We start from the raw sequence: 20,980 nt of genomic DNA on the forward strand, positions 1-20,980 counted from the left end.
GTTTTCAATTTCAACAAATTGAAAACTTTGAAGTACTTATATTTAATAATGCACATACTCGTAATCGCCTGGATTATAAATAGTTTCATAAGCAGGGAATGTCGAAAAACCAGTTCCACCTTCAGAAATAAGAACTGATCCATCAGCATTCACACGTTCCACAACCGCAACATGTCCATATTGCCAATCAGCATTCCAATTACCAACACGTTGACCACGAGCAAACACCATAACAGCACCAACATGTGGAATTCTATTAACTAAATATCCAAACCTACGACCAGTATTCGCCCACTCAGCACCATTACCCATGTAGGAGCCAACAGGCAAACCAAGTTGCGAACGACGCAAATAAGCCCATAACGTGCATTGACGAGCAGGATAAGCAGAACCACCAACAGTGTTTCCAGTATTATGCCCGTAGCAGAACTTAGAACCTTCTGCGCAATTTCCAGGAACAGTATAATTCATACCATTAGCAGCACCATTAGAAAGTTGCATCGGAGGAAGGTAAACATTCTTTCCAGAGCTTCCATTCAATTGCTGGCGATTACCAGCATTCGGATCAGCCTTAGCGAATGACTTATTAGCAAGAGCACGCGCTTGAGCATCGATGGCAGATTTCATTGCTACAATTTCTGCAGCCTCACGCGCAGACTGAGAAGTCAAACTACTCTTTTGACCTTCCAGCTGCTTACGAATCTCTTCACCATGATCTCGCAAACTTTGCAAGGACTTTTTGCGATCATTGGCGGCTTTCGCAGCGATTTGAGCACTTTGCGCTTGAACATCCGCCTGCTGCTTTAACTTGGTTATTTCTGCTTCAATAGCAGCCAAACGCTGACGACGATTCATAGAAGTATTCAACTTAATAGCAGCATCATTAGCAGCATTTGCTTCACTTCTAGCAACAGCAGCCTCGGATTGTAACTTTCCAACAAACTGTTCTGTAGTAGTTGATTTAGTCACAATATCCATAACATTAGATGCCTGAGAACCATGGAAACTCTTACGAGCAAGCTGTGCTACAGCAGCCTTAGCATCATCAAAATCTTCACCAGTTTTTTTAATTTTCTCTTCCAAATCACGCTTATCTTTTTGTGCAGACTCTAGACGCTGCTGCGTTGATTCTACAAGACTGCGCGCCTGAGAAGCTTGCTCTTCTGCTTGTTGAGCAGCTCGTATTTGATTTGGAATTTTATGCTCATTTAAATCATTCAATTCAATGATCTTATTTGCAAGTTGTTTACTTACACCAGCAAGTTGGCGCTTCAAATTCTCGTTTCGTTGTATTTTGCGCCTATATTCCTTCATGTTGACAGCACTTGCTGTAGACGCATTAAATAATGCACCAGCAACACCAGCAAACATCATTGAAATAGCAACTATTAAACTCACTACAGTGTGAGTGCGTCGAATTGCATACATGCTATGTCGATCTTCGCTCATATCACTTCCCTTTCAACATCACTATTGCGAATTATACCGTAATGCAAGGAATCACGCGAGTTTCTACTTCAAATCTTCTAAAATATTACTTTCACAATGCTCATGCGAAAATAACGCAAATAATTACGCACCTATTATTTTGCATTTTAAGCTTTTAAGTATCGCCTCAAAGCAATAGCAGAAGCAACTATAGATAACACTACTGCACCAGCTACAAGTATTGGAACGCATAGCCACACAGTTGTTTGAGTAACAAATGGCATCCAACGCACATTCTGCGCAAGCCAATCAGTTACAAAAACTTTAACTACTAAACTTAGCGCAGCACCAGCAAGTAAAGAACCTACAAACGACGCGAACGCTCCTTCAAGAATAAACGGCATACGAATAGTCCAGTTAGAGGCACCAACTAAGCGCATAATTTCGGTTTCTTGACGACGGCTAGCAGCAGACATTCGAATCGTAGTGCCAGTAAGCATAATCGCTACAACAACCATAACTGCTGCAAGCACAATTGTCACAACAGTAGCGCGATTAAGCACACTGAAAACAGGATCAAAAATCTGACGCTGATCAACAACTTCTTCCACACCATCGCGTCCAGAAAGAACTTCTGAAACAACCTGATATTTCATAGGATTAGTAAGCTTCAAGCGCAACGAATCTTGCATGTCTGCCGCAGTTAAAGTACGTCCTTGATACATTCCGTTAGGATATTGCTTTAAGAATGTGTTTTTATAAAATTCATTGCGGCTAACATAAGTGATATTTGAAACATCATCGCCTAATTCTTGGTGAATAATATGCTCCAATTTTACAATTTCGGCATTAGTAGGCGCTTTTCCAGAAGCACAAGAAGGAGATTGGCTAGTTCCATCCGGGCACAGCCAGGCAACCACTTCTACTTTGTCATACCAGTCGCCTTTTGCCTTGGTAATCTGCGCTTGCATAAGCACTGAAACACCAATAAAAAGGAAAGAGATGAACGTTACAAGCATAACCGAAAGAATCATCGAAACATTACGACGCAAACTAATGCAAGTTTCGGAAAAAATAAATCGTAAACGCATTACTCTGCTCCTTCAGTTTTATTAATGTCATTATTGCTATCGTCAACACTAATGTTCTCATTATTAGTATTTTCAGCTGCAACAGGTGGCTTAGGCGGAGCTGGAGGCATAGGAGGAAGCTGAGATTTACGCTCAGATTCAGCATCGGATTGTAACTTACTTTCTGCTTCTGACTGCAACTCATCGCCGGTTTCGGATTGTGATTCTTCGCTCACTTCAGAGTTTTCAGTAGATTCAGTAGATTCATTAGTTTCAGCAGTTTCGTGAGATTCGTGAGATTCATTAGTTTCTGCAGTTTCGTGATTATCAGCAGTCTCAGTAGTCTCAGTAGTATTAGCAGTTTCTGCAGTTTCAGAATTTCCGGCAACTTCAGAGGATTCTTTATTATCTTCCGAAATCTCAACTTCTGAATCATTCTCTTCAACATCTTCATTATCGTTTGAAGAAATCAATCCTCGTCCCCAAGTCATCGTTGTTTCCAAAGACTGGAACACTTCGCCGTAACGACCAGTTCTGCCAGAATGAACAGACTGAGCCAAACGTGCAATTCCTTCATTTTCTGAAGTGTCGCTCTTCAACGATTGCGTTACCATGTCAACAACTTCACGCGCCTGAGCAGCACGTTGAGCTTTTTTAGAAAGCCTCTTATGACGTTCAGTATGCTCAGATTGAGTAATTGATTTTTGAGCATCGCTAGCTGATTGATCTTGAGAATTTTCAACAGTTTGTTGTGCTTTAGAATTATGCTCAACTTCACTATCTGGGAAATACAATGCAGAATCATATGATCCTTCACGCTCATCACGCACAATTTTTCCAGCATGAAGTTCCACAACTCGCTTACGCATTGAGTTCACAATTTCCTCATTATGCGTAGCCATAACAATCGTTGTGCCAGTTCGGTTAATAGCATCCAAAACTTCCATAATTCCAAGAGAAGTAGTTGGATCCAAATTACCAGTAGGCTCATCTGCAAGAATAATTTGAGGGTGATTGACGTATGCGCGAGCAATTGCAACTCGCTGCGCCTCACCGCCAGAAAGCTCGTGTGGGTAATTATTTTCTTTACCAGTCAAACCAACCGTTTCAAGAACACGAGGAACAAGTGAACGAATCGTAGACCGACTCGTGCCAATCACTTCCAAAGCAAAAGCAACATTTTGGTAAACTGTTTTATTATTAAGCAGCTTATAATCCTGGAAAATAAAGCCAAGAGATCTACGATACTGCGGCACTTGTCGGTTAGAAAGTCTGCGCAAATCGTTACCAGCTACGTGAATTTCCCCACCATTTGCTTCTTCTTCACGAAGCAGCAAACTAAGCAATGTAGTTTTACCAGAACCGGAAGCGCCAACAAGAAACACAAAATCTCCGCGATCTACATGCAAAGACACATCGTCTAATGCAGGACGTGTACCTCGAGGATATATTTTTGACACATGATCTAATGAAATCAGCGACATTGTTTCAATTCCTTCCGAAGATTATGTGTAATTGTTGGTTTTTAGTTCTAGCTTTAGTTTTATTTAAGATTCTGCTTCAGCTTCTTTTTGAGCTGCAACTCGCTGCTCGTGACGCCAACGAATGCCAGCTTCAATAAAACCGTCAATATCGCCGTCAAAAACAGCTTGAGTTTGTGAAGTTTCGTAACCAGTGCGCAAATCCTTCACCATCTGATAAGGGTGAAGCACGTAAGAGCGCATTTGATCTCCCCAACTTGCCTTAATATCTCCAGCAAGTTCCTTCTTTTTTGCAGCTTCCTCAGCATGCTTAAGCACAAGCAAACGCGATTGTAAAACAGCCATTGCAGCTGCGCGGTTTTGAATCTGGCTGCGCTCATCTTGCATAGAAACAACTAAGCCGGTTGGCAAATGCGTAATACGAACAGCAGAATACGTAGTGTTCACGCCCTGGCCGCCAGGACCAGACGCTTGGAAAGTATCCACGCGAATGTCGGAATCTGGAATATCAATATGATCCGTAGCTTCAACAAGAGGAATTACTTCCACTGCGCTAAAGCCAGTTTGGCGACGGCCTTGATTGTCAAATGGCGAAATACGAACCATTCTGTGAGTGCCACCTTCTACAGAAAGACGACCATACGCGTACGGGGCATCAACTTGGAAAGTAGCAGATTTAATACCAGCTTCTTCCGCATAAGACGTGTCCATCATCTTAGTTTTGTAGCCGTTTCGCTCAGCCCAGCGCAAGTACATACGAAGAAGCATTTGAGCAAAATCGGCAGCATCCACGCCGCCAGCACCAGAACGAATCGTAACAACTGCAGAACGAGCATCATATTCGCCGTCAAGAAGAGTCTGAACTTCCATATCGTCCAACTCGTGAGCAATATTTCCAAGCTCTTCTTGAGCCTCGCTCATAGAATCAGCATCGCCTTCTTCTTGGCCAAGCTCAATTAAAGTCTTAGTATCTTCAATGCGCTGATCTACAGCTTGCAAACGCTTCAACTGAGACTGAGCCGCGGAAAGCTTACTCGTAACCTGCTGAGCATGCTCAGAATCATCCCAAAGTCCAGGCTCTGCAGCCTGCTTTTCTAAATCAGCAATCGTAACTTTCAACGAATCAACGTCTAGTGCTTTAGAAATCGAAGAATACTTTGCTTCAACATCATTTAATACTTGGGAAAAATCAAATTCCGCCATTTACTTAAAGTACCTCTTTACATACCTGTTTTACGCAATTACTACTCGCAAAATACTTACAAAATCAACTATTGATAAGTTTAGCGCACGGTCAAAATCTCAGGACCGTTTTCCGTAATTGCAATCGTGTGCTCGCTGTGAGCACCGCGAGAACCATCAGCAGAGCGAAGAGTCCAACCATCCTTAGGATCCTGGTAAATTTCGTCAGTAGTCTTTAAGAACCATGGCTCAATTGCAATAACTAAACCTGGGCGAAGCTTGTAGCCATGGTGAGCAGTGCCATCGTTAGGAACATGCGGATCGCCGTGCATAATATGACCGACTCCGTGACCGCCAAACTCAAGATTTACGCTATAACCATACTCGTGAGCAACGCAACCAACAGCTGCAGAAATATCGCCAAGACGGTTGCCAGGCTGAGCCATGTTAATGCCAGCCTCCAAAGCTTCCTCAGTGCACTTAATCAAGCGCAAATCCTCAGGATCTGCATGCTTTCCAACAACGAAACTAATAGCGGAATCTCCAACCCAGCCGTCTACGTTAATTGCCAAATCAAGAGTCAACAAATCGCCGTCTTTAAGGTTATAATCAAAAGGAACTCCGTGAAGAACAGCATCGTTTACAGACGTGCAAATATAGTGCGCAAAAGGACCTGTACCAAAATCAGGAGCGTAATCAACATAGCAAGAAGACGCACCTTTGCGGCTCATAATACGCTGGCGAACGAAATCATCAATCTCAAGAAGATTCGTGCCAACTTTGGTCATTGCTTTCAAGTCTTTAAGAATACTACCGACGAAGCGACCTGCAGGCTTCATCGCTTCAATTTCAGATGGAGTTTTAAGTTCAATCATGCTTCAAGACTAACGCGCAGGCACGAAAATAAAGCAAAATATAGCGAAAATACTAACCAATAGTGTCGCTTAATACTTGTAAGCTAATCACATGTCTAACAACAATAATAATAGTAATAATAAGGAATCGCAGAAGGAAATTTCTGCTGTAGATTTCGACCCTGCCTCCTTCTCGTCGGTTATTCGTCCACAAGACGACTTGTTCCGTTACATAAATGGTCCTTGGATTGACACTTACACTCTCCCAGAAGACAAACCAATGTATGGTGCTTTCCACAAGCTTGCAGAAGATGCAGAAAAGCAAATTCGAGATATTTTAGAAAACGAAAATTGCCCAGCCAAAAAGTCGCAAACCTTATACCGTAACTATTTGGATACCGCATCTATTGAAAAAGCTGGAATTACGCCAATTAAGGGCGATTTAGACGCTGTGGATTCAGCAGAAACTAAGGAAGATTTGGTTCGCACTATTGGCGCGCTTAATCCGTACGGCGGTCCAGATGCAATGTTTTATTTTGGCGTTTACGGAGACCCTAAAGATCCTAAGACGAATATTATGCATATTGAGCAATCGGGATTGGGCTTGCCAGACGAAGCATACTATCGCGAAGATAACTACGCTCCAATTCGCACTGAATATGTAAAAATGGTAGCTTCTTTGCTGCGCTTAGCAGGCTACGGAGACGCAACTACTACACAAGCGCAAGCCGAGCGTTTCTTGAATGTTGAAACTAAAATAGCGAGCTACCATTGGGATAACGTAGCAACTCGCGATTCTCAAAAAACCTATAATCCTTACAATTATGCCGATTTAGCAAAAACTCTTGAAGCTCTTAATCTCGACGCTTTCTTAGACGCTACTCAAAAAGCGTACGATAATTGCGAAGAAGCAACAAATCAGCCAATCAACCTTCGTGAAGCTTTTAACAAAGTTGTAGTTCACGAGCCAAGCTTTATGGAAGGTTTGAATAAGATTTGGCAAGAAGCCGACTTAGAAGATTTAAAGCTTTGGGCGCGCGTGCACGTGATTTTGCGCTGGGCAAGCTTACTTAGTGAAGATTTTGCACAAGCGCGATTCGACTTCTACGGCAAGGTGCTTTCTGGTGCCACAAAGCAGCGCGACCGTTGGAAGCGAGCAGTCGGAGTTGTTGACGATGCTTGTGGTGAGGAAGTTGGACGCGAATACGTGCGATTGCATTTCCCTGAGTCTTCTAAGGAATATATGCAAGGCTTAGTTGACAATCTTATTAACGCTTACCGTGAGTCGATTTCGCACAGCACCTGGCTTGGTGAGGAAACTAAAGCGAAGGCTTTGGAAAAGATTAGTAAATTTGAGCCAAATATTGGTTACACAAACCATTGGGTTGACTACTCTGCGCTAAATATTAAGGAAGACGCTGACTTAGTTGATAATATGCGCGAAGTTTATCGATTTGGCTTTGGTAAAAATACTGCAAAAGCCGGAAATCCTGTGGATCGCGAAGAATGGCAGATGACTCCGCAAACTGTGAACGCTTACTACGATCCTCTGCTGAACGTAATCGTGTTCCCAGCTGCTATTTTGCAACCACCATTCTTTAACCCAAGTGCTCCAGACGCAGCAAATTACGGCGCTATTGGTGCCGTGATTGGTCATGAAATCGGTCACGGTTTTGACGATCAAGGTTGCGAATACGACGGCGACGGCGTGCTTAACAATTGGTGGACTGAAGAAGACAAAACCAACTTCACTGAGCGCACTAAGAAGCTTATTGAGCAATACAATGCTTTCACACCAACGCAGCTTATCATTAAGTACTCTCACTTGAAGAGCAAAGAAGAGCGCAATGCGATGCCTCACGTAAACGGTGCTTTAACGATCGGCGAAAATATTGGCGATTTAAGCGGCGTGACTATTGCGCTTAAAGCATACGCTTTCGCTTTGCAAAAGAGCAAGGGACAAGAAATCAACGGAAGTGATGATGCGATTCGCGAAACTTTGTTGAACGCTCCTGAAGTAGATGGTTTCACTGCTTTGCAGCGATTCTTCTTAAGCTACGCGTTAGTATGGCGTTCCAAGGCTCGTAATGAAATTGCGGAACAGCTGCTTCAAATCGACCCGCACTCCCCAGCCGAATGCCGCACTAACGGCATTGCTCGTAACGTAGACTTGTTCTACGATGCTTTCGACGTTAAAGAAGGCGACGAAATGTGGCTCGACCCTGCTGAGCGCGTACACATTTGGTAAGTTGCGAATAAATCGCAAATAAATCGCAAATAAGTCGCGAATAAGTCAAAAATAGAAGCCTGCAGACGCTTAATAAACGTTTGCAGGCTTATTATTTTCTATTTTTAGAAATCAGCCTTTGTCTTAAGAAAATCCAAGCTACCGCTGCAATTGCGCACAAAACAAGCACGCTTAAAATCGCAGAAATAATCACAATAAATTTATACGTTGAAGCATTTTTCTTCATAGCTTTCGCTAACTTTTTATGATGCTTATGCTTCAAATGCTTCTTTTTAGCCAAAGGTTTTTTCTTCTTAGCTTCCTCGTCTTTACGCTTCTGCTCTTCCTTCTTTTTTCGCTCCTCTTCAGCACGCTTTTTTGCTCTTCGGGAGATTCTGGGCCAATCTTTCCATCCGGATAATCAATATCACCGTTATATTCCGACAGTGTCAACGCTCCAACAACACCATAAGGGCCGCCCGAAGCCTCTCCGTAACCGAAAGAAATATTGTTAGGATTCAAAATCTGATACAAATGTCCATTATCTTCGTTAAAACTTCCGCCGGTTGCGCGCAAAGCCGACTCTTCATCTTGAATCCACAATTGCATAGAACCAGCAAGATCCACACCCCAACTTAAATTTTCACCCCACGCCTTTCGCCCAGTGTAATCAGGCTCGCTCACACCATCTGGGCCAAAATGGCCAAACTGCCCATGCTGAGCGGTTTCTTGCGCGCGGCGGAAAGCATCCTCTTCATTTGCAGAATCGTACTGAATATTATTACATACGCTTCTTTAGTAAGACCGTAGCGGCTCACGTAATCTTGCAAAGGAACGCCATTAAAATACGTGCTGCGATCATCGTAAAGCCTAGATCTTGCATTTCGAATAGAAGAAAGAACGTAACGCGCTACATTACTTGACTGAATAAAAGATGCAGCAGAAGCAGAATTAGTTGTTTGAATTATTGGATTTTGATGATATTCGTGATGATATTCGCGATTATATGCCTGATGATACGCCTTAGAATGTTCTAAAGTAAAATCAGCAAAATTTTGCGATATTGCACACGCAGCTAGGCATACAGCCGAAATAACAAGGATACTAACCCAACTTATGCGCATATTAGATTTATGCTTTGCATATTGCTGATTATTTTCCACCATAAATATCTTCTTCACTGCATTCAATATTTTCAATACGTTTGCTCAATACTACCCTGCAATGAGGAATGATTACGTATGCACAGTTAATTGTTGAGCTTTTACTAAATATTTTGCTGTAGTCAAGAGATCAATTACATTGTGGATAAAACCTAGGTTTTAACCACAATAGAAAAGTTTGCTGGCAAAGTTGTTGCGCAAAGTTCATAGTTGTTATTACTGCGGCATTTCCTCGTGGCTGCGAAGCTCAGAGGCAATGATGGCTCTGTATTTCGGGGCTGAAATGGCTGCAGTCCATTTGTGAAAGGACTATGAAATATGGCACAACAACAGTCGACCGTGACTATTAGTGGATACGTAGGCGCTGAGCCTGTAAACTTTGGGCGAAGTGAAAATTCTCCGGCTTGTTCGCTACGAATCGCGAGCACGCAATCATATTACCGCAACGACGAACAGCAATGGCATGAGCGTCCAACTACTTGGATGACTGTGAAAGCGTATAGGACTTTGGCTTCAAACGTGCTAAAAAGCGTTCATAAAGGCGATGCAATCGTTGTATATGGCAATTTGAGTACAGAAAGCTGGACAAAAGATGGAAACGATTATAATCGCGTAATTTTGGAAGCTTCTGCTATTGGGCACGATTTAAATCGCGGAACTACGCAATTTACAAAGCGAAACGCTGATTCCGCTAAAAATGATCATACGAAAGAAAGTAATCAAGTACAGCAGAAGAACAATGCACAACAAAATAACTCTAACGCAAACATTTCGAATGACGAATTTGGAGGCGAAACTGATATTTAAGGAAAATAAAATCGCAATTCGAGAAATCCACTAAACTCACAGCACAATAAATTAATATGAATACAATAAAATAATGCCGCCAAGAATCAATATTCCTGGCGGCAAATTGTAAAACAGGCCGTTACTTAAGCAAATCGTTTACGCGAGATACGATTCGAGCGGCAGCTTCGTCAACTGGAACTGCCTCAACGTTTGAGCCATCACGATTGCGGATTTCAATAGTGCCATTGTTCACGGTATCGCGACCAGCAACAGCAATCAGCGGCACGCCAACAAGCTCAGCATCCTTGAACTTTACGCCTGGAGAAACCTTTGGACGGTCGTCAAAGATTACTTCGATGCCTTGCTTGCTAAGCTCCTCAACAACCTTTTCAGCAGCGTCGAAAGCAACCTGATCCTTGCCTGTTGCAACAACATGAACTTGAGCTGGAGCAATTGCCATAGGCCATGCTAGACCAGCGTCATCGTGATGCGTTTCTGCCAAGCATGCAATTACGCGGCTAACGCCAATGCCGTAGCAGCCCATCCAAACCGGCACAGCCTTACCGTTTTCGTTAAGAACGCTTAAGCCCAAAGCCTTAGAATACTTTAAGCCAAGCTGGAACACTTGACCAATTTCCACACCGCGTTCGAAGCTCAACGGACCGGAACCATCTGGGCTCATATCGCCATCGCGAACCTGGGCTGCTTCAACAACACCGTCCGCCTCAAAATCGCGGCCGTAAACAGCGTTGTAAACGTGCTTTCCGTCTTCGTCAGCTCCTGTAATCCAGGCACTTCCCTTTGCAACGTGAGCATCCATCAAGTAGCGGACAGGATTTGCAATACCCCTACCCTCTTTGCGAGCTTGAGGACCTAATACGCTAAAACCAATGTAGCCCTTAACGAACTCAGGATGAGACTTCAAATCATCCTCAGTTGCTTCTTCGATTTCTGCAGGAGCAAACTGAGCTTCAAGACGCTTCATATCTACTTGGCGATCCCCTGGAATACCAATCGCCACGATTTCGCGCCATGGCTCCTCATGCTCGCCGCCTTCAGCATCTGCCGGATGCTTAACAGCAATAATCAAGTTCTTCAAAGTGTCGTCTGCTTGCCATTCGCGACCATCTTTACGCGGATGCAAGTCGTTAGAAACCTTAACCAAAGCTTCAATCGTCTTAGCGTCTGGAGTTTCGAGAGATTGCGCTGCAGGAGTTGCTGAGTAATCAACATCTTGCATTTCTGGAGTGGTAAGAGCCTCAACATTCCAAGCTTTTCCTGAAGGTGCGAGCGCAAAAGTATCTTCACCAATTGGCATTGGAGCCAAGAATTCCTCGGAATCAGAACCACCCATTGGGCCGGAAACAGCGTGAACAATCACGTATTTAATTCCTAAACGGTCGAAAATTCGAGCGTAAGCAGCGCGCTCCTCAACGTAAGCAGATTTCAAACCATCTTCGTCAATCGAGAACGAGTAACCATCCTGCATAATAAACTCGCGGCCGCGAATAAGGCCAGCGCGCGGGCGAAATTCGTCGCGATACTTCGTTTGAATCTGGTACAAAGTAACTGGTAAATCCTTGTACGAAGAATACATATCCTTAACAAGGAGCGTGAAAACTTCTTCGTGCGTTGGAGCAAGAAGATAGTCAGCTTGGTGGCGATCCTTAAGACGGAAGATATTGTCGCCATATTCTTCCCAACGGTTGGTAGCCTCGTAAGGCTCGCGCGGAAGAAGTGCCGGGAAGTGAACTTCCTGCGCACCGATACCGTTGATTTCGTCGCGAATAATCGCCTGAACCTTGTTCAAAACCTTAAGTCCTAGCGGAAGCCAAGTCCACACACCTGGTGCAGATTTACGAATATAGCCTGCGCGCTGCATAAGTTTTGCGGAAGTCACGTCCGCGTCTGCAGGATCCTCGCGCAGCGTACGAAGGAATAGCTGAGACATACGAAGTACATTGGAATTCATGCGTTCCAATCTATTTGCGCATGAGGACATAAACACTTGTCTACACGCATCAACAAAAGTAATACTCGATTAAATCATAACGTGCAAAAATATAACAAAGCGACCAAAACAACTCAGGTGTGAGTAGTTTATGCCGCTTCTAAGGCAAAATCCGACCAAAACGACTCAGCCGCGAGTAGTTTATGCCGTGCGCAAGGCAAAAACTTATAGAATATTAAAACTCGTCGTCGAAAGAAAATTCGTCCGTAACGCCATCACCGGCATTTTCAAAAAGACTAAACTCCTGCTGATCCGCAAAATCACCATCTGCTTTTTTGGCAACAAACGAGGAAGCCCCATCGCTAGCAAGCAGCTCACTTGCGCACCTTGACGCCTCACGCAAAGATCCGTCTAGCAGTACAGCATCCGCCGAAACACTAAACGCGCGATCGTTAATACCTTCCAAATAAAGACCGCCCAGATTTTCCACGCGAGAAAGCGCAACATATCCCATTCCGGGAGCGAAAGTTCTACGCAAATCCATTACCGCACTATCGAGAGTCATACCTTGCGACTTATGAATCGTAATTCCCCACGCGCAACGAAGAGGCACTTGATTTACGCTAGCAAGTACAGTCTCACCGTCCGTCATTTCCCACGCTGCAGGCTTAAGAGTTACAATATTGCCGTTTTCAAACTCAACAATCGGCCATCCGCCCTTAGATTCAGGCGCAAAACGCAACACACGCCCAACAGAGCCGTTTACATACTGCTTTTCCTGATCGTTTCGCAACGCCATCACAGCAGCCCCAGCCTTTAAAACTAAACGCTCCGGAGCAAGCATATTCTTTTTTAAGCGATCAACAAGATTTTTAGGCCCGGCTTCTGTTGCAACGAATTCGTGAGGCTCAGAATCAATTTCCGCAAGCTGCATATTATTTAAGCCATCTGCTTGCGAGTTCGTTGGGAAAAGATGTACTGCAACTTCGTCATCTTGCGGATACTCACCAAGGCGGCTAGCAAGCACTTGCTTATCGTCGTCACTCACGAGACCGCTACGAATATCCGTCAAAACTTCTAGCAACTTGCCGTCATCCTGACGATGTTGCTCAGTTAAATAGCACACAACAGGTTTCAAAGCGTCCCATGCAAACGATTCCGTAATATAGCCTTCCGGATTTTTTCCAGCTGCAGTATACTTTTCGCGCGACGAAATAAACTCCGAGCTCGGCTCGAACACGTCACGATTTCGCATAGAAGTGCTAACAGGCGGCAATTGGAAGAAGTCGCCCGAAATAACTACTTGAAGCCCGCCGAAAGGAGCGGGATTTTTGCGCACCTTCCGGCAAACTTCATCAACCATGTCAAAAAGCCACGCGTGAATCATGGAAACTTCGTCCAACACGAGCACGTCCGTGGCTTTTATGCGCTTTCCTCGCCTAGCTCTAATTGTTTTAAGAAGCGTATCCGTAAGCGCGTTTGAAACTCCAACTCCACTCCACGAGTGAATGGTTTGACCGTTTAAGTGCGTTGCCGCAATACCGGTAGAGGCAGTTACAGCAACGCTTAAACCGTTCTTTCGCATTGCGCGAATAGCTTCGTTTAATACGTAGGTTTTACCTGCACCCGGAGCGCCGGTAATGAACGCGCTCGCGCCAGCGTTGATTATGGTTAAGGCTTCGGATTGCTTCATTGGCAGTACCTTTTATTGCGTTTAGTAGTCGCGCTTTATTTAATAGTAGCGTTGTGTTTAGTAGTCGCGCTTTTCTGCGGAATTTACGTCTTCTAGCGCCTCTCCGCGACGCTCATAGTCACGAAGCAAGCTCGTGCTTTCAATGTGTTGCGCACCGGCTTTTGCTTGAGACTCGCTTGGGCCTGGAGCTGGAACGAACATCATATCGCGGTAGTAACGAAGCTCATCAATCGACTCAATAATATCCGCGAGCGCGCGGTGACCGCCGTGTTTTGCCGGCTTATTGCGGTAAACGTCCGGGTAAAGCCTGCGCGAAATTTCCTTCAACGTACTTACGTCGATTACACGATAGTGCAGATTTGCCATTAAATCTGGCATGTAACGGTCGAGGAACTTTTTGTCGGAACCAACGGAGTTTCCAGCAAGATGAGCTTTTCCGCGAGCCGGCAGGAAGCGCTTTACGTATTCAACTACCTGCTTTTGCGCTTCTTCCAAAGGCAAACCGTTTTTATTCCACTCGTCAACAAGTCCAGAAGAAGTGTGCATATTGCGCACAAAATCGTTCATATGAGCCACAGCGGCGTCGCTTGGCTTAATCACTAAATCAATTCCGTCGTCCAAAACTTTCAGATTAAAATCAGTTGGAACTACAGATACTTCGCATAATTCGTCATGGAAAATATCGAGTCCAGTCATCTCGCAATCAATCCAAATTAAGCGCGACTCTTCCGGCGTAAACGTAAGATCTTCCTTAGCTTCAGCCATTTTCGTTCCTTTCCTAATATTTTTTCGAACCCATCAGCCTACATCTTCGTACCGACGAGACGCGTATTAAAAACGACGAAAAGCAGGCAAGTTGTAGATAACTTGCTTAACTTTTCGTCGTTTAATGCAAAATTACTTGCGATTTATACGCGACTTATACGCGATTTAATCGCGCAACTTACGCACCACGCGACTTAGTTGTGGAAACCGCTGTAGTTTGGTGCTTCTGCAGTCATCACAATATCGTGAGGATGAGATTCGCGAAGGCCAGCATCAGTAATGCGAATAAAGCGGCCGCGCTCTTGCATTTCCTTAATATTGTGCGCACCAACGTAGAACATTGACTGGTGTAAGCCGCCGAGAAGCTGGTAAAGCACAGCGTTAAGCGGACCGCGATATGGAACTTCGCCTTCAACGCCTTCTGGAACCACCTTGTCGGAGCTGGTAACGTCTGCCTGGAAGTAACGATCCTTCGAATAAGACTTCTTACCGCGAGGAGCCATTGCACCAAGCGAGCCCATGCCGCGGTAAAGTTTGTACTGCTTGCCGTGAAGAAGAACCTTCTCGCCTGGAGCTTCCTCACATCCAGCCAAAGTGCCGCCGAGCATAACAGTGTCCGCGCCTGCAACCAAAGCCTTAGCAATATCGCCGGAATAGTGAATACCACCGTCTGCAATGCATGGAATTCCAGCAGCCTTGCAAGCCTGAGCCGCATCGTAAACTGCGGTAAGCTGAGGCACGCCAACGCCTGCAACAACACGCGTAGTGCAAATAGAGCCTGGACCAACGCCAACCTTTACAGCGTCAACGCCAGCGTCAATCATAGCCTGTGCGCCTTGGCGAGTTGCAATATTTCCGCCAATAATTTGCACGCCGTCGAAAGCCTTATCTGCCTTAATGCGACGAATCATGTCGAGAGCCAAGCGAGCCTCGCCGTTTGCGGTATCGACCACAAGCACGTCAACTCCAGCTTCCATAAGAGCGCACGCACGCTGCCAAGCATCACCCAAGAAGCCAATGCCAGCAGCAACGCGCAAGCGACCCTGATCATCCTTAGTAGCATCCGGATACTGTTCAGTCTTCACAAAGTCCTTAACAGTAATCAAGCCTGTAAGCTTACCTTCAGCATCAACCAAAGGCAACTTTTCAATCTTGTTATCCGCAAGCAAGCGGTGAGCATCTTCCTTAGAAATATTTGAAGGACCGGTGACGAGATTTTCGCGCGTCATCACGTCCTTAACTTTCAAGCAATCGTAGTCTTCGGAAGCAATGAAACGCATATCGCGGTTGGTAATAATACCAACTAAACGATTTTCGCTATCCACTACCGGAAGACCAGAAATATGGAAACGCCCGCACAATTTATCTAAATCGGCGAGCGTAGCATCTGGGTGAACAGTAAGCGGGTCGGTAATCATACCGGATTCACTGCGTTTAACAATATCAACCTGCGCAGCTTGATCATCAATAGAAAGATTGCGGTGAAGTACTCCAATGCCACCGTTACGCGCCATGGCAATAGCCATATCGGACTCGGTAACAGTATCCATAGCTGCCGAAATAGTCGGCACTTTCATGGTAATTTCGCGAGTCAGACGAGTGGAAGTATCCACTTCGGACGGAATAACATCAGTTTCGTTTGGAAGCAAAAGGACATCGTCATAAGCGAGACCGAGCTTCTCGAAAATTGGTGGAACAGGAGCATACACGGATTCCGTGTTCATATCAGTTGTAGCCATAGGGTTACTATACGTTTTTGCTATGACGTTTGCCGAAACGCACCCTCCAAACGCGGGCGCGACGACATGCTTGAGCGCAGCACAGCGCGCGCGAAAGCAATTCGGAGCGGAAACTCGCTCAAGTTGGAAGTCCAGTGGACTTCCAACGCGAGTTTCGTAGCGAGCGCTTATAGCGCGAGCGTACTCGCACGTTTTGAGCGCCACGCCACATTAAGAAAAACAAAATTAAGCAGTTGTTACGAATTGCGAAGTTCGGGCAGGCGACAACGCAAGTACGGCATCATTGTGAGCACAGTAAGTAGCGCAGCAGCAAGAATCATTCCAACAAGCACATACACAGCTTTAAAGAACAAAATCATAATAGAGCCAAACGCAATTAGTGCAGCCCATCCCCACAAAATCAGCACAGCACCCTGCACAGAATGCCCAATGCGCAGCATGCGATGATGCAAGTGCATGCGATCCGGATGCATTGGCGACTGCCCTTTAGCAACACGCCTAAAAATAGCCAAGCACATGTCAAGAACCGGCAAAAACAGCACAAGAATCGGCAACAAAATCGGCATAAATACAGGCAAATAAATACTCGTATGAACGGCGGAAGGATCCAAATGGCCGGTCATAATAATCGACGCGCAAGTAATTAAGTAGCCGATTAACATGGAGCCTGAGTCACCCATAAAAAGTTTTGCTGGATGCCAATTGTGCATAATAAATCCAACGCACATACCTACCATTGCAACGTCAATAAGAGTTGCCATTGAAGCGTAGGATGGCGACGTGCGCGCAAGCATGTACGAGTATGTTGCGAAGGCAATGCCGCCGATTGCAACGATTCCAGAAGCCAGTCCGTCCAGCCCATCTACAAAATTTACTGCATTAATTGAAGCAACGATTAGTATTGCAGTTATTGCGATTGACACGCTTGGAGATGCCGTTACGAGCGATCCTAGTGGCAAAGTTACGATTTGCAACCCTCCCCACGCTACAAAAACAGCTATAAGCAGCTGACCGGCAAGCTTTAGCATCCAATCTAGATCCCAAATGTCGTCGCATACCCCAAGCAGGCATATCATAACGGCTCCGGCAAGCACCACCCACGGCTGGTGAGTTCCAGCAAAAAGCCCGGAAATAAAGGGCATTGAGCTTGCGAAAGCCATGGCAACCGCGAAACCAAAAAGCATACCTACACCACCCATACGTGGCGTTGGAATAGTATGCACATCGCGCGCGCGAACTTTGCCAACAGCACCCATACGGATTGCAAGGTGACGAACAAGCGGCATAATAAGCCACGTAGCACCGCCTGCAATTGCTGCAATAAACAGGTATACCCTCATGAATGCGTCCTTTGCTATGCGATTACTTCGTTGGTTTTAGCAGCGTTTGCTAAATTTTCGCTTGCTTATTTTGATTGTAGCGATTTGTTAGTACCAGAAATTTAGTACCAGAAATAAGTTAATAAACTTACTCACTTAACGCATTACGAATTTCACTCTCCGAAATCACGCCTTCGCGCAAAATCACAATACCGTCTTTATCGCTTGAATCCGCGCCAACTACCGTGCTTGCCACGTGCGAGCGAGTCGGGCCTGCGTTCAAATACAGCGGAATTTCGTTGCCGAAAGCTGCAAATGCTTCTTCTACACTGTCTGCACTTTCGTTACCGCTGCGATTCGCGCTAGAAGCAGCCAGTGGACCGGTGACTCGCAAAATTTGCATTAATTCAGGGCAATCCGGCACGCGCACGCCTTGAGTTGCTTGAGTTTTCGCATCGTTTTGAGCATCAGTTTCATTCGTTTTGCACAGCGTTGCAAGATTTGAAGCAACTGAATCCTTCTTCGCACGCGCAATCGGAGAATATCCGCCCGGAAGGAACTTTTTGCCTAGAATATCCAGCGGAGAAGGCAAATAAAGCCCAAGTTTTTCTAAATCTCCCACTCCACTCATTAAAATTTGCAGCGCCTTTGTGCGCGGTCTGCGCTTAAGCTCGTAAATTTTTGCAACAGCAGCTTCATTGAATGGATCGCAAGCAACGCCGTACACGGTGTCAGTCGGCACTACAATCACGCCGCCTTCGTTAATAATTTGCGCTGCCGTTTGCAGGGATTCTTCGTTGATATTGCAAATTTTGCTCATTTTTGCCTCTTTTATTGCTTATTTTGCTTATTTTGCTTATTTTATTCTGTTTGAGTCAAGTTTTATTTTTGATTAAAATTTTACTTTTCCGCAAAAGTGTACCGCGGTCTGCCAGTTAAGTCGTTTCCAACGCGCGCACGCGAAAAACCTACGCTTTCCGCATACTTTTTAAGCGCATCCCCTTGCGAAATATCGTGCTCCATAACCATCGCTCCCCCAGACTTAAGCAGCGCAAAAGCCGCACGCATAATCTGCTCCGGAATAAGCAAGCCGTCCGCAGAACCGCCATAAAGCGCAAGCGGAGGATCATACTCTCGCACTTCAACCTGTTCTGGCACTTGACTTTCCGGCACGTAAGGCGGATTCGTTATTACTAAATCTACTTTGCCACAAATTGCGTGAAGTTCCGGCGTGCAATCCGAAATATGCGATTTGGTTGCGTCTGCAAGCACGGCATGATAGCGACTGAAAATCTGAATATTTTCCCACTTTTTTGCAGCTTCTTCGAAATTTTTTTGCAAATATTGGAAAGCTTCAGGAGATTTTTCTACAGCCCATACTTGCGCGTCTGCAACTTCCGCCGCAATCGACAATCCAATTGCGCCCGATCCGGCGCATAAATCGACTACCGTCGGCTTGCTAATACCAGACTCTCTAAGCCAATCCAATCCAGCTTCAACAACAATTTCCGTTTCCGGCCGCGGCACAAAAACGCCCTTACCAACTTGCAAATCCAAGTAGCGAAAAGGCGCGCGACCAACAATATGCTGCAACGGCTCACGAGAAGCACGCCTAGATACAAAATCGCTATATTTACTAGCATAATCTTGCGAAAAATCGGTTAAATCGCCAAGTATTAGCGCCTTGTTCAGCTCAGCTAAGCTTACGCCGCAAGCATGAGCCAGCAGCAAGCGTGCATCATATTCTGCTGACTCCACGCCTGCAGAATCAAGCTTTTTAACAGCATCGCGCAAAACTCGCAAAAGTTCTTGCATTTTAAGAATTGCTTGGTTATTTCAGTAATTTTACTTGACTTACTTGGCTTGCGCTAAGCGGTCAGCTTCATCCGCCTGAATATCACTGTCGATAACAGGCTGCAAATCGCCGTCAAGAACCTGATCAAGATTGTAAGCCTTGTAATTCGTGCGATGATCCACAATACGATTTTCTGGGAAATTGTACGTGCGGATTCGCTCAGAGCGGTCGAGCGAACGCACCTGTGAGTGGCGCATATCCGCCGCTTCTGCTGCCTCCTGCTCGTGCTTCATAGCGAGCAAACGAGACTTTAACACGCGAAGGGCTGCCGCACGGTTTTGAATCTGCGACTTTTCGTCTTGCATGCTAACAACAATTCCGGTTGGAATATGTGTCATGCGAACCGCAGAATAAGTAGTGTTCACGGACTGCCCACCAGGGCCGGAGCTCATGAAAATGTCGATCTTCAAATCTTTTGGATCGATTTCGATTTCGTCGTCATCTTCGTCTGCTTCTGGGAACACGATTACGCCAGCTGCGGAAGTTTGAATACGTCCCTGCGATTCCGTAACTGGGATTCGCTGCACGCGATGCACTCCGCCCTCATACTTCATGCTTGCCCACACGCCATCTTCTGGAGCAGGCGTACCTTTTGCTCGAATCGCAAGCTGCACGTCTTTTACGCCGCCAAGTTCCGTTGAATTTTCGCTTTGGATTACGGTAGTCCATCCGCGCTTTTCCGCGTAACGCATGTACATACGCAATAAATCGCCAGCAAACAAAGCCGCTTCTTCGCCGCCTGTGCCAGCTTTAATTTCCATAATCATATCGCGCGCATCATCCGGATCCCTAGGAATTAATGCAGTGCGAAGCTTTTCTTTTGCTGCTGGAATCTGCTCTTCTAAGCGCTTAGCTTCTTCAGCAAAATCTGGGTCGTCGCTTGCCATTTCGTTTGCGGCTTCAAAGTCGTCGCAAAGCTGTTTGTAATTTAGGTAAGCGTTTACGATTGATCCAAGTTCTGCGTGCCTACGACCGAGCTTACGAATAGCATCCGGATTTGACGCAACTTCCGGGCTTCCCATACGACTTTCAATATCGCGATACTCTTCTAACGCGGTAACTGCTGCCGGGAATTGTTCCTCTACTGACTCAGCCATCATATTCCTTTGTAGTCACGCTTAACGCGGATTGTAAATCAAAAATTTAAATGTCAAATGTAGAACACTAAACACACATGTTTAGCACATAAAACGCCAGCCCCGATTCCGCGAGTTACACGAAAGCAGGGCTGGCGTCACAAAAGCTACTTAGTCTTCTTACCGTAGCGCTTCTCGAAGCGAGCCACGCGACCGCCGGTGTCGAGAATCTTCTGCTTGCCGGTATAGAATGGGTGGCACTTTGAGCACACGTCAACCGTCATGTGATCGCCATCAGCGGTAGAACGAGTTACGAAAGTGCTTCCGCAAGAGCAGGTAACCTGCACTGCGTGATAGTCGGGATGAATACCCTGCTTCATAATGTCTC

General features: G+C 45.4%; 19 protein-coding genes. 2 read left to right on the plus strand and 17 right to left on the minus strand.

Annotated elements, in window-relative coordinates:
- Positions 1-42: 42 nt before the first annotated feature.
- From HXT44_RS05490 to map, 5 genes are all read right to left on the minus strand, one after another.
- Positions 43-1,449 (minus strand): CHAP domain-containing protein, encoded by a 1,407-nt coding sequence (locus HXT44_RS05490; protein WP_116440497.1) that lies wholly within the window; start codon positions 1,447-1,449, stop codon positions 43-45.
- Between the two features lie 146 nt (positions 1,450-1,595).
- Positions 1,596-2,519 carry a permease-like cell division protein FtsX gene (gene ftsX, locus HXT44_RS05495; protein WP_004108436.1) on the minus strand — a complete coding sequence of 308 codons (924 nt, stop codon included), beginning with the start codon at positions 2,517-2,519 and terminating at the stop codon, positions 1,596-1,598.
- Complete coding sequence (gene ftsE / locus HXT44_RS05500; RefSeq protein ID WP_004108438.1) at positions 2,519-3,982, minus strand: cell division ATP-binding protein FtsE; 1,464 nt, start codon at positions 3,980-3,982, stop codon at positions 2,519-2,521. Before ftsE ends, ftsX begins: the two co-directional genes overlap by 1 nt.
- 63 nt (positions 3,983-4,045) lie before the next feature.
- Complete coding sequence (gene prfB / locus HXT44_RS05505; protein WP_004108440.1) at positions 4,046-5,182, minus strand: peptide chain release factor 2; 1,137 nt, start codon at positions 5,180-5,182, stop codon at positions 4,046-4,048.
- An 80-nt stretch (positions 5,183-5,262) separates the two neighbouring features.
- Positions 5,263-6,036 carry a type I methionyl aminopeptidase gene (gene map / locus HXT44_RS05510; RefSeq protein ID WP_004120872.1) on the minus strand — a complete coding sequence of 258 codons (774 nt, stop codon included), beginning with the start codon at positions 6,034-6,036 and terminating at the stop codon, positions 5,263-5,265.
- Positions 6,037-6,127: 91 nt separating this feature from the next.
- On the opposite strand from map, the gene HXT44_RS05515 reads away from it, so the two are divergent.
- On the plus strand, positions 6,128-8,263 hold the full coding sequence (locus HXT44_RS05515; RefSeq protein ID WP_421782757.1) for a M13 family metallopeptidase: 2,136 nt from the start codon (positions 6,128-6,130) through the stop codon (positions 8,261-8,263).
- Positions 8,264-8,354: 91 nt separating this feature from the next.
- Here the strand turns inward: HXT44_RS05515 and HXT44_RS05520 are convergent, their stop codons facing one another.
- Genes HXT44_RS05520 through HXT44_RS05530 form a run of 3 tightly spaced genes read right to left on the minus strand, consistent with a single transcriptional unit; the run spans position 8,355 to position 9,408 of the window.
- Positions 8,355-8,543 (minus strand): hypothetical protein, encoded by a 189-nt coding sequence (locus HXT44_RS05520; RefSeq protein WP_421782759.1) that lies wholly within the window; start codon positions 8,541-8,543, stop codon positions 8,355-8,357.
- Positions 8,522-8,926 (minus strand): hypothetical protein, encoded by a 405-nt coding sequence (locus HXT44_RS05525; protein WP_421782761.1) that lies wholly within the window; start codon positions 8,924-8,926, stop codon positions 8,522-8,524. The genes HXT44_RS05520 and HXT44_RS05525 overlap by 22 nt, the downstream gene beginning before the upstream one ends.
- Positions 8,923-9,408: a hypothetical protein gene (locus HXT44_RS05530; RefSeq protein ID WP_421782763.1), complete on the minus strand. Its 486-nt coding sequence runs from the start codon at positions 9,406-9,408 to the stop codon at positions 8,923-8,925. Before HXT44_RS05530 ends, HXT44_RS05525 begins: the two co-directional genes overlap by 4 nt.
- Positions 9,409-9,723: 315 nt before the next feature.
- Here HXT44_RS05530 and HXT44_RS05535 point away from each other — a divergent pair, with 315 nt between their 5' ends.
- Entirely contained in the window at positions 9,724-10,212 is a 489-nt protein-coding gene (locus HXT44_RS05535) for a single-stranded DNA-binding protein (RefSeq protein ID WP_033888461.1), read from the plus strand.
- A gap of 121 nt (positions 10,213-10,333) precedes the next feature.
- Here HXT44_RS05535 and HXT44_RS05540 read toward each other — a convergent pair whose 3' ends face one another.
- From HXT44_RS05540 to rpmE, 9 genes are all read right to left on the minus strand, one after another.
- Positions 10,334-12,166, minus strand: a complete 1,833-nt coding sequence (locus HXT44_RS05540; RefSeq protein ID WP_421782765.1) for a proline--tRNA ligase — start codon at positions 12,164-12,166, stop codon at positions 10,334-10,336.
- 214 nt (positions 12,167-12,380) lie between these two features.
- The gene (locus HXT44_RS05545) at positions 12,381-13,838 is read right to left on the minus strand and encodes a PIF1 family DEAD/DEAH box helicase (RefSeq protein ID WP_064621396.1); all 1,458 of its coding nucleotides are present in this window, start codon (positions 13,836-13,838) and stop codon (positions 12,381-12,383) included.
- Positions 13,839-13,895: 57 nt separating this feature from the next.
- Positions 13,896-14,603, minus strand: a complete 708-nt coding sequence (gene orn / locus HXT44_RS05550; protein WP_004107431.1) for an oligoribonuclease — start codon at positions 14,601-14,603, stop codon at positions 13,896-13,898.
- Between the two features lie 194 nt (positions 14,604-14,797).
- A complete protein-coding gene (gene guaB / locus HXT44_RS05555; RefSeq protein WP_064621403.1) occupies positions 14,798-16,342 on the minus strand; it encodes an IMP dehydrogenase in 1,545 nt (514 codons plus the stop codon).
- A 236-nt stretch (positions 16,343-16,578) separates the two neighbouring features.
- Positions 16,579-17,682, minus strand: coding sequence for an MraY family glycosyltransferase (locus HXT44_RS05560; protein ID WP_004108465.1), 1,104 nt, complete (start codon positions 17,680-17,682; stop codon positions 16,579-16,581).
- Between the two features lie 127 nt (positions 17,683-17,809).
- Positions 17,810-18,481: an L-threonylcarbamoyladenylate synthase gene (locus HXT44_RS05565; RefSeq protein ID WP_174182530.1), complete on the minus strand. Its 672-nt coding sequence runs from the start codon at positions 18,479-18,481 to the stop codon at positions 17,810-17,812.
- A gap of 80 nt (positions 18,482-18,561) precedes the next feature.
- Complete coding sequence (prmC, locus tag HXT44_RS05570) at positions 18,562-19,476, minus strand: peptide chain release factor N(5)-glutamine methyltransferase (RefSeq protein WP_102703200.1); 915 nt, start codon at positions 19,474-19,476, stop codon at positions 18,562-18,564.
- A 39-nt stretch (positions 19,477-19,515) separates the two neighbouring features.
- Entirely contained in the window at positions 19,516-20,613 is a 1,098-nt protein-coding gene (prfA, locus tag HXT44_RS05575; protein WP_012914392.1) for a peptide chain release factor 1, read from the minus strand.
- A 146-nt stretch (positions 20,614-20,759) separates the two neighbouring features.
- A complete protein-coding gene (rpmE, locus tag HXT44_RS05580; protein ID WP_004118797.1) occupies positions 20,760-20,972 on the minus strand; it encodes a 50S ribosomal protein L31 in 213 nt (70 codons plus the stop codon).
- Between the last annotated feature and the right edge of the window lie 8 nt (positions 20,973-20,980).

Origin of the sequence: Gardnerella sp. DNF01198P (assembly GCF_049244165.1) — a bacterium.
GTDB lineage: Bacteria > Actinomycetota > Actinomycetes > Actinomycetales > Bifidobacteriaceae > Bifidobacterium > Bifidobacterium swidsinskii.

Bases quoted from the DNA above. Each gene is read 5' to 3' on its own strand.
- HXT44_RS05515 (WP_421782757.1), top strand. From the start codon at position 6,128: ATGTCTAACAACAATAATAATAGTAATAATAAGGAATCGCAGAAGGAA.
- prfA (WP_012914392.1), bottom strand. From the start codon at position 20,613: ATGGCTGAGTCAGTAGAGGAACAATTCCCGGCAGCAGTTACCGCGTTA.
- ftsX (WP_004108436.1), bottom strand. From the start codon at position 2,519: ATGCGTTTACGATTTATTTTTTCCGAAACTTGCATTAGTTTGCGTCGT.
- HXT44_RS05535 (WP_033888461.1), top strand. From the start codon at position 9,724: ATGGCACAACAACAGTCGACCGTGACTATTAGTGGATACGTAGGCGCT.
- guaB (WP_064621403.1), bottom strand. From the start codon at position 16,342: ATGGCTACAACTGATATGAACACGGAATCCGTGTATGCTCCTGTTCCA.
- ftsE (WP_004108438.1), bottom strand. From the start codon at position 3,982: ATGTCGCTGATTTCATTAGATCATGTGTCAAAAATATATCCTCGAGGT.
- HXT44_RS05545 (WP_064621396.1), bottom strand. From the start codon at position 13,838: ATGAAGCAATCCGAAGCCTTAACCATAATCAACGCTGGCGCGAGCGCG.
- HXT44_RS05490 (WP_116440497.1), bottom strand. From the start codon at position 1,449: ATGAGCGAAGATCGACATAGCATGTATGCAATTCGACGCACTCACACT.
- prmC (WP_102703200.1), bottom strand. From the start codon at position 19,476: ATGCAAGAACTTTTGCGAGTTTTGCGCGATGCTGTTAAAAAGCTTGAT.
- orn (WP_004107431.1), bottom strand. From the start codon at position 14,603: ATGGCTGAAGCTAAGGAAGATCTTACGTTTACGCCGGAAGAGTCGCGC.
- prfB (WP_004108440.1), bottom strand. From the start codon at position 5,182: ATGGCGGAATTTGATTTTTCCCAAGTATTAAATGATGTTGAAGCAAAG.
- HXT44_RS05530 (WP_421782763.1), bottom strand. From the start codon at position 9,408: ATGGTGGAAAATAATCAGCAATATGCAAAGCATAAATCTAATATGCGC.
- HXT44_RS05560 (WP_004108465.1), bottom strand. From the start codon at position 17,682: ATGAGGGTATACCTGTTTATTGCAGCAATTGCAGGCGGTGCTACGTGG.
- rpmE (WP_004118797.1), bottom strand. From the start codon at position 20,972: ATGAAGCAGGGTATTCATCCCGACTATCACGCAGTGCAGGTTACCTGC.
- HXT44_RS05540 (WP_421782765.1), bottom strand. From the start codon at position 12,166: ATGAATTCCAATGTACTTCGTATGTCTCAGCTATTCCTTCGTACGCTG.
- map (WP_004120872.1), bottom strand. From the start codon at position 6,036: ATGATTGAACTTAAAACTCCATCTGAAATTGAAGCGATGAAGCCTGCA.
- HXT44_RS05565 (WP_174182530.1), bottom strand. From the start codon at position 18,481: ATGAGCAAAATTTGCAATATCAACGAAGAATCCCTGCAAACGGCAGCG.